The sequence below is a fragment of the Streptosporangium sp. CA-135522 genome (assembly GCF_050949235.1).
Lineage (GTDB): Bacteria > Actinomycetota > Actinomycetes > Streptosporangiales > Streptosporangiaceae > Streptosporangium.
On sequence record NZ_CP192026.1, the window covers coordinates 3181012 to 3198356 of the forward strand.

At 71.2% G+C, this 17345-nt stretch carries 13 protein-coding genes; 10 read left to right on the forward strand and 3 right to left on the reverse strand.

All coding sequences use genetic code 11. The annotated features are described in order from the left end of the window. Window positions 1-89: 89 nt before the first annotated feature. On the forward strand, window positions 90-485 hold the full coding sequence (locus ACQPYK_RS15065) for a DUF3040 domain-containing protein (protein ID WP_433258803.1): 396 nt from the start codon (window positions 90-92) through the stop codon (window positions 483-485). Between the two features lie 116 nt (window positions 486-601). Here the strand turns inward: ACQPYK_RS15065 and ACQPYK_RS15070 are convergent, their stop codons facing one another. The 3 genes from ACQPYK_RS15070 to ACQPYK_RS15080 are packed head-to-tail and all read right to left on the reverse strand — an operon-like array spanning window position 602 to window position 5264. Beyond that, window positions 602-3037, reverse strand: coding sequence for a transglutaminase TgpA family protein (locus tag ACQPYK_RS15070; protein WP_433255581.1), 2436 nt, complete (start codon window positions 3035-3037; stop codon window positions 602-604). Next, the gene (locus ACQPYK_RS15075; protein WP_433255584.1) at window positions 3034-4287 is read right to left on the reverse strand and encodes a DUF58 domain-containing protein; all 1254 of its coding nucleotides are present in this window, start codon (window positions 4285-4287) and stop codon (window positions 3034-3036) included. Before ACQPYK_RS15075 ends, ACQPYK_RS15070 begins: the two co-directional genes overlap by 4 nt. Further along, window positions 4287-5264 carry an AAA family ATPase gene (locus tag ACQPYK_RS15080; RefSeq protein ID WP_433255586.1) on the reverse strand — a complete coding sequence of 326 codons (978 nt, stop codon included), beginning with the start codon at window positions 5262-5264 and terminating at the stop codon, window positions 4287-4289. Before ACQPYK_RS15080 ends, ACQPYK_RS15075 begins: the two co-directional genes overlap by 1 nt. 492 nt (window positions 5265-5756) lie before the next feature. On the opposite strand from ACQPYK_RS15080, the gene mraZ reads away from it, so the two are divergent. The 9 genes from mraZ to ftsW all read left to right on the forward strand — a co-directional run bounded on the left by mraZ (window position 5757) and on the right by ftsW (window position 17294). Next, on the forward strand, window positions 5757-6188 hold the full coding sequence (mraZ, locus tag ACQPYK_RS15085) for a division/cell wall cluster transcriptional repressor MraZ (protein WP_012889563.1): 432 nt from the start codon (window positions 5757-5759) through the stop codon (window positions 6186-6188). Between the two features lie 222 nt (window positions 6189-6410). Further along, window positions 6411-7403, forward strand: coding sequence for a 16S rRNA (cytosine(1402)-N(4))-methyltransferase RsmH (gene rsmH / locus ACQPYK_RS15090; RefSeq protein WP_433255589.1), 993 nt, complete (start codon window positions 6411-6413; stop codon window positions 7401-7403). Window positions 7404-7497: 94 nt separating this feature from the next. Further along, entirely contained in the window at window positions 7498-7899 is a 402-nt protein-coding gene (locus tag ACQPYK_RS15095; RefSeq protein WP_433255592.1) for a hypothetical protein, read from the forward strand. A gap of 743 nt (window positions 7900-8642) precedes the next feature. Beyond that, window positions 8643-10481 (forward strand): peptidoglycan D,D-transpeptidase FtsI family protein, encoded by a 1839-nt coding sequence (locus tag ACQPYK_RS15100; RefSeq protein ID WP_433255594.1) that lies wholly within the window; start codon window positions 8643-8645, stop codon window positions 10479-10481. 40 nt (window positions 10482-10521) lie between these two features. Beyond that, entirely contained in the window at window positions 10522-12066 is a 1545-nt protein-coding gene (locus ACQPYK_RS15105) for a UDP-N-acetylmuramoyl-L-alanyl-D-glutamate--2,6-diaminopimelate ligase (protein ID WP_433258804.1), read from the forward strand. A gap of 12 nt (window positions 12067-12078) precedes the next feature. Next, window positions 12079-13476: a UDP-N-acetylmuramoyl-tripeptide--D-alanyl-D-alanine ligase gene (locus ACQPYK_RS15110; protein WP_433255597.1), complete on the forward strand. Its 1398-nt coding sequence runs from the start codon at window positions 12079-12081 to the stop codon at window positions 13474-13476. Next, window positions 13473-14531, forward strand: a complete 1059-nt coding sequence (gene mraY / locus ACQPYK_RS15115) for a phospho-N-acetylmuramoyl-pentapeptide-transferase (protein ID WP_433255599.1) — start codon at window positions 13473-13475, stop codon at window positions 14529-14531. Before ACQPYK_RS15110 ends, mraY begins: the two co-directional genes overlap by 4 nt. 40 nt (window positions 14532-14571) lie before the next feature. Then, complete coding sequence (gene murD / locus ACQPYK_RS15120; RefSeq protein WP_433255602.1) at window positions 14572-15969, forward strand: UDP-N-acetylmuramoyl-L-alanine--D-glutamate ligase; 1398 nt, start codon at window positions 14572-14574, stop codon at window positions 15967-15969. Next, window positions 15966-17294, forward strand: a complete 1329-nt coding sequence (gene ftsW, locus ACQPYK_RS15125; protein WP_433255605.1) for a putative lipid II flippase FtsW — start codon at window positions 15966-15968, stop codon at window positions 17292-17294. Before murD ends, ftsW begins: the two co-directional genes overlap by 4 nt. Window positions 17295-17345 lie beyond the last annotated feature (51 nt).

Here is a 17345-nt window from a genome sequence, read left to right on the forward strand (position 1 = left end):
TATTCTGGGGATAACCGATCGCGAGGTTCGGACACCCCGTGTCGTTCGTCACCGTCTTCCCCGTCTTGGGGCTGTCCTTGGGAGGCGCCGTGCCGCTCTCTGATCACGAGCAGCGCTTGCTCGACCAGATCGAGCAGGCCCTCTACGCTGAGGACCCGAAGTGGGCCAATACCGTAAGGATCAGTGATCCACGCAGTCACTACAGGCGCCGTCTGGTGAAGGCCTCCATCGGCTTCATCCTGGGCATCGTCCTGTTGATGGTCGGCGTCGTGATCAACAATATCCCGCTCGGCGTCGGCGGTTTCGTGGTCATGCTCGCCGCGTGTCTGTGGGGTCTGTCCAGCTGGAAGCGGATGAACGGGTTCGGCGAGGCCGCATCCGCCCCATCCGGGCGGCAGGGCAGGAGCGGGCGCCGTGGTGGCCCTCGACAGAGCTTCATGGAGCGCATGGAAGAGCGCTGGCGTCGTCGTCACGACGAACACTAGAGATGTGAGGTCCCGCCGTCCGTCATTGCGGGCGGCGGGACCTTCCGCTCCGGTGATCACGGGCCGCCCCATCGGGGCGGCCCGTGTGGATCGATCAGACCTTCCGGGGTCCGCGCTCAGGCGTTCTTGCGGGCCGGTCGGCGAAGCCGGAGGTTCTCCAGCCGGTCGAAGCCGTCCAACGCCCGCTCACCCAGGCGTCGCGCCCGCAGCAGCGTGGAGGGCGGCAACAGCACCGCGCGGATCCGCCGGCCCCGCGTCACTGTGACCGCCAGCGCCCGCCGTACGCTGCGAAGGTCCTCCGGCAGCGGGCCGATCTCGGCGGGGGTGCGGGCGAAGAGCATCCGCTCCACCGCGGTGGCGATCCGCGTCACCGCGGCCGAAGCCTCCGCCTCGAACGCGTACTGCTCGATGAGCCGCCGGGCCAGGGCCCGAGGACTCTCACTCGGCCGCCTGGACATGCCGTAGTCGCACAGGGCGTCGTCGAGTTCGGCCCAGGCCGCGGTCACCGCCGACTCCCGCCGGTCGGTCCTGACCGCCACGACGCCCGTGGACCCCGACGTGTCCTCGTGCGAGGGATCACCCGAGGCTCTCTTCTCGCGGGAGTAGGACCGGCGACGCCGGGCCCGAAGCTCCCAGCGGAGCATCGCGGGGATCAGCGCGATCAGTGCCGCGACGACGACCCCGATGCCGATCTGCGCCGCCAGGGGCATGCCCTCGTCCACCGCGATGGCCGGACCGCCGAAGTCGCGGTCGAGCATCTGGTCGCGGCGGTTGCCGGCGGACCCGGTGGGGCCGTCCGCTCCGGTCGAGCCGCCGGTCGGCTTCACGGCCGGCTCGTCGCCGCCGGTCGTCACGATCTCCGGCCGGGTGTAGGACGGTACCGTCGCGCTGCCCTGCCCTCCGGTGCCGGCCGGGGTGGGCTCGAACCGCAGCCATCCCACGCCCTCGAAGTAGAGCTCGGGCCAGGCGTGGGAGTCGTGCGTGCGCACCTGCCACGCGCCGGAGAAGTTGCTGCCGCCGGTGTAGCCGATGGCGACCCGGGCGGGGATGCCCAGGACCCGTGCCAGCACCGCCATGGAGGCGGCGAACTGCTCGCAGAATCCGGTGCGGCCGCGGATCAGGAAGTCGGTCAGCGCCGCCTCGCCGTGCCCCTGGGTGGACAGGCTGTAGGTGAAACCGCCCTTCTTGGTGAAGAACTCCTGCAGCTGGACCGCCTGCTCGTAACGGCTGGAGTCCCGCTTCGTCACCTGGGCGGCCAGCTCCCTGATCTCCCGGGGCAGGCCCTCCGGCAGCTGCAGGTACCGCTCGCTGATCTGCGAGGGCGCCGGCGCGGACGCCTTGAGCATCTCCGCCGTGGGCTTGGGCTCGTTGGTGACGACCTCGTAGGCCTGCCCCTCGGCGGTGTCCCGCGTGGAGAACACCATGAGGGTGTCCCGGTCGGGTCGCCAGTCTCCTTCGATGGTGACTTTGCCGGCGGGGTAGGGCAACGGCAGGAATTCCACCTTTTTGACCTGGTCGCTCACCGCGATTCTGATGGTCGCCCGGGTGGTGGGCACGCTCGTGCTCTGGCCAGGGGCCGGCGGCATCGGCTTGTCGGAGATGCGGTCCTCGGGGTGGCCCTGCGGCGCCGTCATCGTCCACTGCTCGCCGTCGAAGACGTCCAGCGAGTGCAGCCGCAGGTAGCGGGGAGAGCCGTCGCTGGAGGTGTAGGTCAGGACGGTGGAGTTATTCGGAAGCGAGAGCTGACCCCGCAGGCTGACGATCGGGTTGGCGATGCTGATCGAGTTGCCGCCCCCGCCCTTGCCGTTGCCCACGCCGAACCCGAACAGGGGGTCAGGCTCCAACGTGGGCAGCAGCGCGGGCAGCAGGATGGCCAGCGCGATCGCGGTGACGCCGATGCGCTTGCCCGACAGCCGCAGGGTCCCGGTGTCGGGGGCGGCCTTCGGGGCGATGAAGGAAGGGGCGCGGCGCACCAGCACCGCCCGGCCCCAGTGGTTGACCCGTTCCCGCCCGTCGGCGGCCAGCAGACCCAGGTAACCCAGCGCCGCGATGATGAACGCCAGCCAGTTGATCGGCTCGGAGACCACCGCCGCCGGGACGGTGAACAGCGCCAGCAGCGGCAGCCCGGTGAGCGCGGCCCGGCGCAGCCGGGAGGCCAGCAGGTCGACGAGGATCGCGACCAGTCCGACACCGCCACAGGTCAGCAGGGTGATGCCGCTGTTGGGCGGCACCGGGGCCGCGAACCGCTGGATGTCGGCGAACCCGGTGGCCAGCAGCTTCGCCAGCCCGAGCACCGAATCCCGGGTGGGCACCACCACCGCCCAGGCCTTGGAGCCGGTGAACACCGCCGTCAGGTAGATCAGCACGGCGAGCAGCTGGGCCGGCGGCACCAGCCAGTTCGGCAGGGTGTAACGGCTGCCCAGGACACTGATCCCGGTGACCACCAGGATGACTCCCAGCGAGGTCCAGAACCAGCCGCCGCTCTGGAAGAGCGGATAGAGCGCGATCGCGACCGCTCCCGTCGCCGCGCCCGACGCGATGGGAAGTCTCATGAGTCGCCCCCACTGAGTGCGAATCGTCCGCGTCGCGCGGCGTCCGGCCACACGCTCGCGATCGAGGCGCCCGCGGGCAGCCGCACGATACGCCAGCCCGTCCCGGCGAGAACCGCCTGCGCCGCCTGGTATTCCTCGTTCCGGCCGAGCTCGGGCCGCTCCCAGCCCGCCACGTCCAGCATCACGGCAACGCCGGTCACGTTGCCGTGCCGCAGCCTGGCCAGAGCCTGGGCCTGCTCCAGGTCGATCCCGCCGAGCACCGCCACGATCAGTCCGTCACCGCCGCCCTGCCGCAGCGCGCTTATGCCGTACTCCAGCGAGCGTGCCGAGCTGGTCCGCGCCACGGCGAGGGTGTCCAGCAGCGACCAGCTCAGCCCGGTGTCGGCCAGGTGCTCGGCGCCCTGGTCGGTGACCAGGCGCAGGCCGAGCCCCTCCCGAGCCAGATGCACGCCGATGGAGGCCGCGGTCGAGACCGCCACTTCGAACGACGAGCGAGGTCCCTCGCCCCGGTGTGCGTACCGGCGGGTGTCCAGCAGCAGCGCGCCCCGGCTCTGCCACTGCTGCTCCTCGCGCCGCACCATCAGCTCGCCGTACCTGGCGGTCGAACGCCAGTGCACCCGTCGCAGGTCGTCGCCCTGCCGGTATTCGCGCGGCGCGACGTCGTCGTCGCCCGCGGCCGCCACGCTCCTGGTACGGCTGTCGCCGCCGCCCGTCCACTCGCCGGACAGGCGCACATGCGGTAGTGCCACGACCTGAGGGGTCACCACGAGCGTGTCGCTGATGCTGAAGGACCTGGTCAGCTCGACCAGACCGAACGGGTCGCTGATCCGGATGGTGAGCGGGCCGATGCGGAAGCGGCCGCGCAGGTCGGAACGGACCCGGTAGTCGATCTCCCGGATGCCGTGCGCCTCCACCCGGTCCAGGACGAACCTGGGCCGTGCCCCCAGCGCGTAGGGGACGGTGTCCTCGATCATCAGCAGGCCCGTCGGCAGCCGGGTGATGTTCTCCAGCCGCAGCGTCACGGTGGCCTCGCTGCCGACCTCGGCCCTGGGCGGATCCAGGCGCCGCGCGCAGCTCAGCCGGTAACGGGTGCGGGCCACCACCATGGCCGCCAGCAGCGGCAGGGAGACGATCAGCACCCCGATCCTGAGCAGATCGTGTTCTCCGAGGATGAAGGCGCACAGCAGCGCCGCGCCGCCGGACGCGAGGAAGGACCGGCCGCGGGCGGTGAGCGCCTTGAGGCCTGACATCACTTCGGTTGCGCCTCGGGCACGGGCACCCGGCGGATCAGATCGGCCATCACCTGTTCGGGCGTGCGGCGCTGGCTCTGGGCCTCGACGCTGGGCAGCAGCCGGTGGGCGAGGACGGGCAGGCACAGCTCCTGCAGGTCGTCGGGTATGACGTAGTCGCGGCCGGCGAGCGCGGCGTGCGCCCGGGCCGCCCGGACCAGTTGCAGGGTGGATCGTGGGGAGGCGCCGAGTCGCAGCTCGGGACTGTGACGGGTGGCGGTCACCAGGTCGATGGCGTACTTCTTGATCGGCTGCGAGACGTAGACCGCGCGCACCGCCTCGATCAGGGCCCGGACCTCCGCCGTGGTCGCCACCGGTTCCAGCTTGTCCAGCGGGGAGGCGCCCCCGTGCACGTCGAGCATCTCCAACTCGGCCGTGGGCTCGGGATAGCCCATCGCGATCCGCGCGGTGAAACGGTCGCGTTGCGCCTCGGGGAGGGGATAGGTCCCCTCCATCTCGATGGGGTTCTGGGTGGCGATCACCATGAACGGGCCGTCCAGCCTGTAGGTGGTGCCGTCGACGGTGACCTGGTGCTCCTCCATGCACTCCAGCAACGCCGACTGGGTCTTCGGCGAGGCCCGGTTGATCTCGTCGCCCACCACGATGTTGGCGAACACCGGGCCGGGTTTGAACTCGAACTCCCTGGTCTGCTGGTTGTAGGCGCTGACCCCGGTGATGTCGCTGGGCAGCAGGTCCGGGGTGAACTGGACGCGGCGCACCGGGCAGTCGATGGATCGTGCCAGGGCTTTGGCGAGCATGGTCTTGCCTACTCCGGGCACGTCCTCGATGAGCAGGTGGCCCTCGGCGAGAAGGACGGTCAAGGTCAGGCGGATGACGTCGCCCTTTCCCTCGATCACCGACTCGATCGCCTGACGGATCCGATGCGCCGTGACGACCAGATCATCGAGCCGAGGTGAGACGTCATGGGTTACTGCCACCAGGCCTCCATGAAGGTGCGGCGGTTTTGCGCCGGGGGTTCGTATTTCCAGGGCCTTTGCGGCCCCTTTTCCATTGTGGGTACCGACACTACGACGCGGCGGGTTCCCGGGCGACTCTATGTAGGCATTAAGGCCGTTTCCGGGTGAACAGCCATAGTGTGTGCCATCTTCGTGGTGTTCCTGTGTGATACACGTGCCGATCTCGTGACAAGTTCGTCGGCGCTCCACTTTTCACCCCCCCCGTCTCCGCCGACCCGTCGATTTCGTAATCGTCCGGCCATCGGCCCTGTTCTCGACACGCCCACGGCCCCGCGGGGCGCCCCACGCCCTCCACTCCGCTCCACCCTTGTTGAGCTGGGAAAATAGCGCTGGAACCGATCGTGAAGACGGACGGAATCAGTTGACGGTGGAGAGAAGTGGAGTATGGTGGTGCGCAGTGGAGGGCAGGGGCTACAGCGCCAGGCGCTCCGCTAGGCACGGGAGGTGGGGCCGGTGTTCCTCGGCACTCACCATCCGCGCCTCGATGACAAGGGACGGCTGTTCCTGCCGGCGAAGTACCGTGAGGAGCTGGCGGAGGGTCTGGTGATCACCAAAGGCCAGGAGCGCTGCCTCTACGTCTTTCCCGTAGAGGAGTTCCAGCGCATTACCGAGGCTCTGCGCACCGCGCCGGTGACCGCCAAGGCGGTCCGTGACTACAGCCGTGTCTTCTTCGCCAGTGCATCTGACGAGGTCGCCGACAAACAAGGCCGTGTCACCATCCCGCAGGCTCTGCGCGAGTATGCCAGCCTGCGTCGTGACTGCACGGTCATCGGGGCCAACACCCGGCTGGAGATCTGGGACGCACACGCCTGGGACACCTATCTGGCCGACCAAGAGCAGGCTTTTGCCGATTTGTCGGAGGAGGTGCTGCCAGGGATTCTGTGACTCCACGGTCGACTCATCGGTGAAAACGTCGTTCGGCGAGGTCTCCACCCGCAACCACGATGCACGTCAGCTGATGCACCTTCCCCGGTGTCAGGTGACGAGCGGACAGGTGGATGCGGATGGGGACCTGGCCGGACGGCCCGGGGTGGGGGCCAGTAAAGACACCGATGAACATCCGCCGCGCATTCGCGAGCGCGGCGGCAAGAGGGGGGTTTGCGCTTCATGCGCGCCGAAAACGATATGCATGACCTTCAGGCTTCGGGCGGTCATGTGCCCGTGATGCTCGAGCGCGTGCTCGAGCTCCTGGCTCCCGCCCTCGCGGGCCCCACCCCCGTCGTCGTCGACGCCAATCTGGGCCTCGGCGGGCACGCCGAGGCCCTGCTGGCCGCCCACCCCTCACTCCATCTGATCGGGATCGACCGCGATCCCACCGCGATCGAGCGCTCGACGGCGCGGCTGGCGCCGTACGCCGACCGGACGACGCTGGTCCGCGCGGTCTCCGACGAGCTGACCGAGGTGCTGGCGGAGGCCGGCCGCCCTCGCGTCGACGCCGTCCTGTTCGACCTGGGTGTCTCCTCGCCCCAGCTCGACGAGGCCGAGCGGGGTTTCGCCTATTCCTACGACGCGCCGTTGGACATGCGGATGGACCGCGAGCAGGAGCTGACGGCCGAGGTCGTCGTGAACACCTACTCGGCCGCCGAACTCATCCGGATTCTCCGAGATTACGGTGAAGAGCGATTTGCCCCGCGTGTCGCGCGCCTAATCATCAAGGAACGGGGCAACGAGGCCATAACGTCGACCAAGCGGCTTGCGGACATCGTTCGTACGGCGATCCCGGCCGCTACCCGACGAACCGGGGGAAACCCCGCAAAAAGGACTTTTCAGGCGTTGAGGATCGAGGTGAACGCGGAGTTGACGGCACTGGAACGCGCGCTCCCCGCCGCGCTCGACGCCCTGACTCTGGGCGGGCGCGTGGTCGTGCTCGCCTATCACTCCCTTGAGGACCGGCTGACCAAGCAGGTCCTCGCGGCGCGAACCAAGGACACCAGCCCGCCGGGGCTGCCCGTCCCGTTGCCGGCTCACCAGCCGCGGTTCGCCCTTCTGACAAGGGGAGCCGAACTTCCGAGCGAAGAGGAGGTGGCCCGCAATCCGCGGGCGGCCTCCGCCCGGTGCCGGGCAGCAGAGAGGATCCGTGAGGCAGTTGACGAGGAGTGACTCAGACGTCCGTACCGCGCCGAGCCGCGGCCGGCGCCCCGTGCGCGTACCCCGCGCGACGCCGCAGACGCACAGGCCCAGGCCGGTCAGGACCGTGCCCGCCACCGATGCCGCGGCCCCGGCCCCGGCTCCGGCCAAGGCGGCCCGGCGGGGACGCGCGCCGCGCGCTCCCTTCGTGCTGCTCGTGGTCGGCCTGCTCTGCGGTGGCCTGGTCAGTCTGCTGCTGCTGAACACCGTCCTCGCCCAGGATTCCTTCAAGGCCTCCCAGCTGAGTGATGAGAACAACCGGCTCCGCCAGAAGAAGGAAGAGCTGAAGAACGGCAACATGCGTCTGGAGGGGCCCGGCGCGCTCTCCAAGAACGCCGCCAACCAGGGTCAGGAACCCGACTGGGACAGGGTCAACGTCGTCATCCCCGACCGCTCCGCCGGCGGCCGGGCCGCAGGTGACGGCCAGACGCCCATCGGGCAGGAGCGAGTGCCGGGCACGGGCCGGTGAGGGAGACCGGTGGCCGGGGTCCCGGCCGCGGCGGTTCCGGCAACGGATCCACCGGTGGCTCCGGTCGCCGGGCTCCCGGTGGTCCCGGCCGTGGTGGCAGGCCGGGTGGTCCGGACGCGACGGGGAAGCCGGGTCCCTCCGGCAGGCCCGCCCGTCCGGAAGGCTCGAACCCGCCTGACGGTGCCGGTCGCCCGGACCGGCCCACGGGCCGGCCGGAGCGCCCCGACGAGGCGGGCAGGCCGCGTTCCGACGCCTCCGGCGGGCAGGGAGGTCCCGCGGGCAGGTCCGGCGGTCCCGCGGGCGCGGGCAGGCCGGGCGGTTCCACGGGTTCCGGCAAGCCGGGTGGTTCCGGCAGGTCCGGTGGCTCGGAGGGAGCCGGCAGGTCCGGCGGTTCGGGTAGGTCCGGCGCCTCCACCGGCGCGGGCAAGGTAAGTAAGCCCGGCAGGGCGGGGGGTCCCGCGGGCGCGGGCAGGCCGGGTGGTTCCACGGGTTCCGGCAAGCCGGGCGGTTCAGGCAGGTCCGGCGGTTCAGGGGATGCGGGCAGGCCGGGCGGTTCAGGCAGGTCCGGCGCTCCCGCGAGGGCCGGCAGGCCCGGCACCCCTCCGGCGTCCGGCAAGCCCGGCGGCGGCGCCGCGGGCAGGTCCACGCGTCCCGAGGGAGCCGGCAGGCCGGTCAGGCCGCAGGCGCCGCGCAGGCCGCACAGCTCTCCACGACCGGAGACGGCGCAGGCCTCCCCGGGGCGGATGCGCTCCGGCGCGGGCCGCGCAGACGGGCAGAGGAGCGATTCCGGCCGTACGGCGGGCAGGGGCGGAACGGGCGGCAGGCCGCCCCGGCCGCCGGTGCGCCCGCCGGCGGTGCTGCACCTGGGCAACCCCGGCAGGCGGATCAACATCGGCCTGATCGCGATGGCCTTCGTGCTGACCATCTTCGCCGGCCGGCTGGTGCAGCTCCAGGGCCTTGACTCCAAGGTCTACATGGCGGAGGCGGCCGAGCAGCGGGTGCGGGGCGAGAAGCTGACCGCGCGGCGCGGCTCGATCACCGATGTCAACGGGCACGAGCTCGCACTGACCCTGGAGGCGCGCGAGATCTTCATCGACCCGTCGCAGGTCGAGCCGGGCAAGCGCGACCAGGTCGCCACGATCCTGGCCTCGCAGCTCAACCAGCCCAAGGAGCAGATCGCGACCAAGCTGGGCGTCGCAGGCAGCCATTACGCGGAGATGGCCACCGTCGAGCCGTCCGTCGCCGAACGGATCATGAAACTCAAGCTCAAGGGCGTCGGCAGCAAGGAGCGTTACCGCCGCGACTACCCGGGCGGCGACCTGGCGGGCACCCTGCTGGGCTTCGTCGGCGACGAGGGCACGGGCCTGAGCGGGCTGGAGAGCACCTACAACAAGCTGCTCGCCGGTCGCGACGGCGAGCAGTTCATCGAGACGGGCGCCAAGGGGCAGCGCATCCCGATGACCCGCAGCACCCTGAAGACGCCCGTGGAGGGCAGCAACGTCCGGCTCACCATCGAACGCGACATCCAGTGGGCCGCCCAGAAGGCGATCACCGACCAGGTCGAGGCGACCGGCGCGCGCACCGGCAGCGCCATCGTGCTCGACGTGCAGACCGGCCAGGTGGTCGCCATGGCCAACGCGCCCGAGCTCGACCTGCAGAACTGGAAGAAGAGCGCGCCCGAGGACTGGGTCAACCGGTCGGTGACCGACGTGTTCGAGCCGGGCAGCACCAACAAGGTCATCACCGCGGCGGCGGCCCTGGAGTCGGGGGCGGTGCGGCCCGAGACCGTGTTCAGGGTCCACGACAACATCAGGTGCGCCGACCAGGTGCTGAGAGATTCCCACCCGCATCCCATGGAGCGGCTGACCTTTTCAGGAGTGGTCGCGACCTCCAGCAACGTCGGCACGATCCTCGCCTCGCAGCGGGTCGGCGACCAGAAGCTGTACGAGATGCTGCGGCGCTTCGGATTCGGCGCCAAGCCCGGCAGCGGCCTGCTCGGCGAGGAGGCCGGGCTCCTTCCCGACTGGAGGAAGTGGTCGGGCAGCCAGCGCTGCACGATCGCCTACGGCCAGGGCGTCTCGGTGACCGCGCTCCAGACGGCCAGCGTCTACCAGACCATAGCCAACGGCGGGGTACGCGTCACCCCGCAGGTCGTGGCCGGTGTGACCGGCGAGCACCGGGTGTTCACGCCCTCCGTGCCGGGCAAGCGGACCCGGGTGATCAGCGAGCGCACGGCCAAGGAGGTCACCGGGATGCTGGAGGCCGCCGTCAGCCAGGAGGGCACCGGCAACCTCGCCGCGATCGACGGCTACCGCGTGGCCGGCAAGACGGGCACCGCGATGCGCTACGACCCCAAGTGTCAGGGATACTGCGGATACACCTCGACGTTCGTCGGCTTCGCCCCGGCGGACAAGCCTCGCCTGGTCGTCCTGGCGGTCGTCCAAGACCCTCAGAAGGGCCACTACGGTGGAGAGATCGCCGCCCCGGTCTTCAAGAAAGTGATGACGTTCGCGTTGAAGAGCAAGAAGATCCCGCCCACTGGAACGATGCCCTCCCCGGTGCGGATACGCGCCGGGGAGTGAAGAGGGAAGGTACGCTCTCGCCGTGCGTCCCCCGTCGTCCATGCGACCGTCAACCAGTTCGCCCCGTCCGCTCTCGGGGCTGGCGAGCCTGCTCGGCGCGCCCTCCGGCACGTCACGCGCGCCGCTGGCCGCCGTGTCCGGGATCACCATCGATTCGCGCCAGGTGCAGCGCGGAGACCTCTACGTCGCGCTGCCGGGGGCCACGTCTCACGGCGCCGACTTCTCCGCGCAGGCCCTGGCCGCCGGAGCCACCGCCATCCTGACCGACGAGACGGGCAGGGAGGCCGCGGTCGCGACAGGCCTGCCCGTTCTCGTCGTCCCCGACCCTCGCCACGTGCTCGGTCAGGTCTCCGCCTGGGTGTACGGCCGGCCCGCTGAGGACGTGCTCGTCATCGGCGTCACCGGCACCAGCGGCAAGTCCACCACCAGCTTCCTGCTGGAGGCCGGGCTGCGGGCCGCCGGGCACAAGGCCGGGCTGATCGGCGGCGTGGAGATCCACGCGGGCGAGCTGCGCTTCGCGCCCAAGCTGACCACGCCGGAGGCCAGCGACCTGCAGGGCCTGTTCGCCCTCATGCGCGAGCACGGCGTCACGGCCGCCGCGATGGAGGTCTCCAGCCACGCGCTGGCGCTGGGCCGCGTCGACGCGGTGTTCTACGACGTCGCGCTGTTCACCAACCTCTCCCAGGACCACCTGGACTTCCACCGGGACCTCGACGACTATTTCGCGACGAAGGCCCGGCTGTTCACCCCCGAGATGAGCCGCGCCGGCGTCGTCAACATCGACGACGCCCACGGGCGGGAGCTCCTCGGCCTGGCCAAGATCCCGATGACCACCTTCTCCGCCGCGGGCGCCCCCGAAGCCGACTGGCGGGCGGCGGACGTGCGCCTGGGCAGTGACGGCAGCGCCTTCCGCGTGATCGGCCCCGGCGGCGTCGAGGAGGACGCGACGGTCGCCCTGCCCGGGCCGTTCAACGTCGCCAACGCGCTGGGCGCGATCGTCTCCCTGGTGGAGGCCGGGGTGCCGCTGCGGACCGCGGTGGCCGGTGTCGGCACGCTGGCCGGCGTGCCCGGCCGGATGGAGCGGGTGCCCGGCGGCGAGGACTTCCAGGCGATCGTCGACTACTCGCACAAGCCCGGAGCGGTGGAGTCGGTGCTGCGCTCGCTGCGCGAGGTCACCACCGGCAGGCTGACAGTGGTGCTGGGTTGCGGCGGCGACCGTGACCGGGGCAAGCGCCCGATGATGGGGGAGGCCGCCGCCCGGCTGGCGGATGTGGCCATTCTCACCAGTGACAACCCGCGCTCGGAGGATCCGCTGCAGATCCTGGCCGAGATGATGAATGGAGTCCTCGGCGTGTCTCAGGACGAGCGCGCGCATGTGATCATTGAGCCGGACCGGGCTGCGGCCATCGACCTGGCGATCGGCCGGGCGGGCTTCGGTGACGTCGTCGTCGTGGCAGGCAAGGGCCACGAGCAGGGCCAGTACGTCGGGGGCGAGATCCTTCCGTTCGACGACAGACAAGTGGTGGCCGACGCGATCGTCAGGCGGCGGAACCGGATCGGGCGCCGAAGCACATATGGAGAGTAGGTAAGACGCATCATGATCCCGTTGCCGCTGGCCAGGATCGCCGAGATCACCTCGGGCGCCCTCACGGGCATGGCCGACCCCCGTGCGGTCGTGCGCGGCCCGGTCGTCATCGACTCCCGCGCCGTCGAGCCGGGGTCGTTGTTCGTCGCCATCAAGGGCACCCGGGTCGACGGGCATGACTTCGCCGCCCAGGCCGTCGAGGCCGGGGCCGTGGCCGTGCTGGCGTCCAGGCCCGTCGAGGCCCCCACGATCGTCGTCGGCGACACCGTCGCCGCGCTGGCCGACCTGGCCACCGCCGTCTGCGCCGAGCTGCCGTCGACCACGGTCGTCGGCGTGACCGGATCGGCGGGCAAGACCACCACCAAGGACCTGCTGGCCCGCCTCACCGCCAGGATCGGCCCGACGGTCGCCCCGGTCGGCTCGTTCAACAACGAGATCGGCCACCCGCTCACGGTGCTGAAGGCCGACGAGGCCACCCACTACCTGGTGCTGGAGCTCAGCGCGAGGCACGCGGGCCACATCAGCGATCTCGCCCGCATCGCCCCGCCGAAGATCGGCGTGGTCCTCAACGTCGGCACCGCCCACCTGGGCGTCTTCGGCGGCAAGGAGGCGATAGCCGAGGCCAAGGGCGAACTGGTCGAGGCACTGCCCGCCGACGGCGTGGCCGTACTGAACGCCGACGACCCGCTGGTGGCCGCGATGGCCCGCCGTACCGATGCCCGGATCACCTGGTACGGCCGCGCCGAGAACGCCGCGGTGCGAGCCGAGGGAGTGACCCTCGACGACCGCGGCCGCGCCTCCTTCACGCTGCGCACCCCGTCCGGCGCCGCGCCGGTCGCGCTGCGCCTGTACGGCGAGCACGCCGTGGAGAACGCGCTCGCCGCCGCCGCGGCCGCCTACGAACTCGGCCTGCCGGTCGCCACCATCGCCGAGGAGCTGTCGGAGGCCGAGCCCCGCAGCCGCTGGCGGATGGAGGTCACCGACCGGGAGGACGGCGTCACCGTGATCAACGACGCCTACAACGCCAACCCCGACTCCATGCGGGCCGCCTTGGGCGCCCTCGACGCCCTCGCGGGCGGCCGCCGCCGCTTCGCGGTCATCGCCTCCCTGCTCGAACTCGGCGAGGAGAGCGCGGCCCTGAACGAGGGCGTGGGCCGCCTGGCGGCCGGCGCCGGCCTCGCCGGCCTCCTCGTCGTCGGACCCGACGCCGGCCCGCTCCTGGCCGGGGCCGAGGCCGCCGTGGCGGACGCCTCGCCCGCCACGCGGATCACGCACGTCCCCGACGCCGAGTCGGCCGTCGCCGCGCTGTCGCCGCTGCTGGCCCCCGGTGACGTGGTGCTGGTCAAGGGGCCGCGGGCCGCCGGACTGGAGCGTGTGGCCGAGGCGCTGCTCGGGGGTGACCGCCGATGATGGGGATCCTCATCGCGGCGGCGGTGGGCCTGCTGCTGTCGATGTTCGGCACGCCGCTGGCGATCCGCCTGTTCTCGCGACGCGGCTACGGCCAGAGCATCCGGGAGGAGGGCCCCTCCGGCCACCACGACAAGCGCGGCACCCCCACCATGGGCGGCACCGTGATCGTCATCGCGGCGCTGGTCGGGTTCGTCTGCGCCCACCTGGCCACCTGGACCCCGCCCACCGCCTCCGCCGTGCTGGTGCTGTTCCTGATGGTGGGCCTCGGCGCGGTCGGCTTCCTCGACGACTTCATCAAGATCTACAAACAGCGCAGCCTCGGCCTGCGCAGCGGCGCCAAGGCCCTGGGCCAGCTCGTCGTCGGCGCGGTCTTCGCGGTCCTGGTGACCCGCTTCGAGAACCCCTACCTGATCACTCCGGCAGAGACCCGGCTGTCGTTCCTGCGGGACTTCGGGCCGTCCATCGGCATCATCGGGTTCACGATCTGGGTGCTCATCATGATCGTGGGCTTCTCCAACGCGGTGAACCTCACCGACGGCCTCGACGGCCTGGCCAGCGGCGCCACCGGCGTGGTGCTGGCCTCCTACGTCCTGATCGGCAACTGGCAGCTGCGCAACAGCTGCACCACCCAGCTCAGCCCCAACTGCTACTGGGTCCGCGACCCGCTGGACGTGGCGGTGGTCGCCGCCGCCGTGCTCGGCGCGCTGATCGGCTTCCTGTGGTGGAACGCCCCGCCGGCCAAGATCTTCATGGGGGACACCGGCTCGCTGGCCCTGGGCGGCGTGATCGCCGGCCTGGCCATCACCACCCGCACCCAGCTCCTGCTGATCATCCTGGCCGGGATGTGCGTGGTCATCACGGCTTCGGTGATGATCCAGGTGGGCTTCTTCAAGATGACCGGCAAACGGGTCTTCAGAATGGCCCCGCTCCAGCACCACTTCGAGCTGGCGGGCTGGGCGGAGACGACCATCGTGGTCCGCTTCTGGCTGCTGGCCGGCCTTTTCGCCGCCGCCGGCCTCGGGCTGTTCTACGTCGAATGGATGCCGAAGTCATGAGCGCGGCGGCTTCGAGCGCCTGGCCCGCGGAGGTGACCGCATGATCTGCGTCGCCGGCCTCGGGGTCTCCGGCACGGCCGTCGCCCGCGTCATGGCCGCCCGGGGCGACAAGGTGGTCGTCCTGGAGGGCCGGGACGGGGAACGGGCCAGGGCGACCGCCGCGGAGCTGGCCGGGCTGGGGGTCGAGGTGCGCTTCGGCGAGCCCGCGCGGCTCCCCGCCGGCACCACCCTCGTCGTCGCCACCGGCTGGCCGCCGCACCATCCGCTGCTCGTCGCGGCGGCCGAGGCCGGGGTGGAGGTGATCGGCGAGGTCGAGCTGGCCTGGCGGCTCCGCCCGGCGGGCGCCGCACCGTGGCTGGCGCTGACCGGCACTAACGGCAAGACCACCGTGGTCCGGATGCTCACCTCGATGCTGACCGCCGCCGGGCGCGCGGCGCTTGCGGTCGGCAACGTCGGCACCCCCATCGTCGAGGCCGTCACCGGACCCGCCGAGGTGCTCGCCGTGGAGCTGTCCAGCTTCCAGCTCCACCGCTCGCCCAGCCTCGCCCCGCACACCGCCGCCGTGCTCAACCTCGCCCCCGACCACCTCGACTGGCACGGCTCCATGGAGGAGTACGCCCGGGTCAAGGGGGAGATCTTCACCCGGGCGGGGACGGTCGTCCACAACGCCGACGACGAGTGGTCGGCCCGGCTGGCCGCGCCGTACGGAGGGATCCCGGGAACGCGCGCGGTGAGCTTCACCCTCGAGGTGCCGAGGCCGGGGCAGATCGGCGTGGTGGACGATCTGCTGGTGGACCGGGCGTTCGTGGACGACCCGGTGCGCAACGCCGAGGAGCTCGCCTCGTTCGCCGACGTCCGGCCGTTCGCGCCGCACAACGTGGCCAACGCCCTCGCCGCCGCGGCCATGGCCCGGTCCTACGGGGTGCCCGCGGCGGCCGTACGGCAGGGCCTGCTGGACTTCGTCCCCGACCCGCACCGGATGGCGCGGGTCGCGCGGATCGGCGAGGTCGACTACGTGGACGACTCCAAGGCCACCAACCCGCACGCCGCCGCGGCGTCGCTCGCCGCCTACCCCTCGATCGTCTGGATCGCCGGCGGGCAGCTCAAGGGCGCCGACGTGGACGAGCTCGTACGGCGGGCCGCGCCCCGGCTGCGCGGCGCGGTGCTCCTGGGCGTCGATCGCGAGCGAATCCGGCAGGCTCTGGCGCGACACGCCGAGAATGTCCCGGTGGTGGAGGTCGTCGGCCAAGACACTGGGGTCATGGACCGTGTCGTCACCGAAGCCGCCAGGCTCGCCACTCCCGGAGACACCGTGCTGCTGGCCCCGGCCGGCGCCTCCCTGGACATGTTCCCCAACTACGGAGCCCGCGGGAAGGCGTTCGCGCGGGCCGTTGTGGAGGGTCTGGGCGGATCACGGCACGACGCCGGGGACGCATGACCACGCTAGAGGACCCGGGGCGCCCGGCCGGCCGGCGGAGCGGGGTGGCGAAGAGCGCCGAGCAGGATCGGGAGCCGGACTCCGGCTCCTTCGACGGCAGGCTCGCGCGCGTGCGCGAGCTGCTGGCGCGTCCGCTCTTCTCCTACCACCTGCTGCTGGGCGTCACCGCGCTGCTGATGGCCCTGGGGCTGATGATGGTGCTGTCCGCGTCGAGCGTCGAGGCGCTCCAGACGAGAGGGTCGGCGTTCGCGCTCTTCGGGCGGCAGTTCGTCTCGATGGCGGTGGGGCTGCTGCTGATGTGGATCTGCTCCCGGCTGCCCGTCAGGTTCTTCCGGCTGGTGGGCTACCCGCTGATGGTCTTCGCCGCCCTGGGCCTGATCCTGGTGCTCTTCATCGGCACCTCGGAGCTGGGCGCGCAGCGCTGGATCTACATCGGCGAGCTCACCATCCAGCCGTCGGAGCCGGCCAAGCTCGCGCTGGTGATCTGGGGCGCCGACCTCCTCGCCAGGGGAGCGCGCGCCGGGCGGATCGAGTGGCGCAGGCTGCTGATCCCCCTCATGCCGGGACTGGCGATCATGGCCGTCCTGGTGATGCTGGGGCGTGACCTCGGCACCACCCTGGTGCTGATGATGATCTTCCTGGCCCTGTTGTGGGTGGTGGGCGCGCCGCTGAAGCTGTTCGGCGGTCTCCTGTCGCTCCTGGTGCTGGCCACCATCACGATGATCACCTTCGAGGGCTACCGCTCGGATCGGATCAAGGGGTGGCTCAATCCGTGGGGTAACGCCCAGGGAGCCGGATACCAGCTGGTGCAGGGACAGATCGGGATGGGCAGCGGTGGCTGGTTCGGGCTCGGGCTGGGCTTCAGCAGGCAGAAATGGAACTGGACCCCGCACGCCGAGAGCGACTTCATCTTCTCCATCCTCGGCGAGGAGCTCGGCCTGATGGGCACGCTGGTCGTGGTGGCCCTGTTCGGCCTGCTGGGTTACGCGGGCCTGCGGGTGGCGACCCGGGTCAAGGACCCGTTCGTCCGGCTCGCCGCGGCCGCCGCGGTCGCCTGGATCGTCGGTCAGGCCATCGTCAACATCGGTGCCGTCATCGGCGTGCTGCCCATCACCGGCATCCCGCTGCCCCTGGTCTCCTACGGCGGATCGGCGCTTTTGCCGACCCTCGCCGCGCTCGGGATGCTGCTCGCCTTCGCCAAACACGAGCCGGGCGCGAGCCAGGCGCTGGCCGCGCGTGGCCCCGGACCGCTGGCGCGGGGCCTAAGCTGGCTTGGCCTGGGTGGTCCGGTCCGCCAACGACGGCCGGTCCGGGCGAGGAGATAGGCGACTGGGTGGTCCGACGCGGAAACGACGGCGGGTCCGAGGAAGACGATA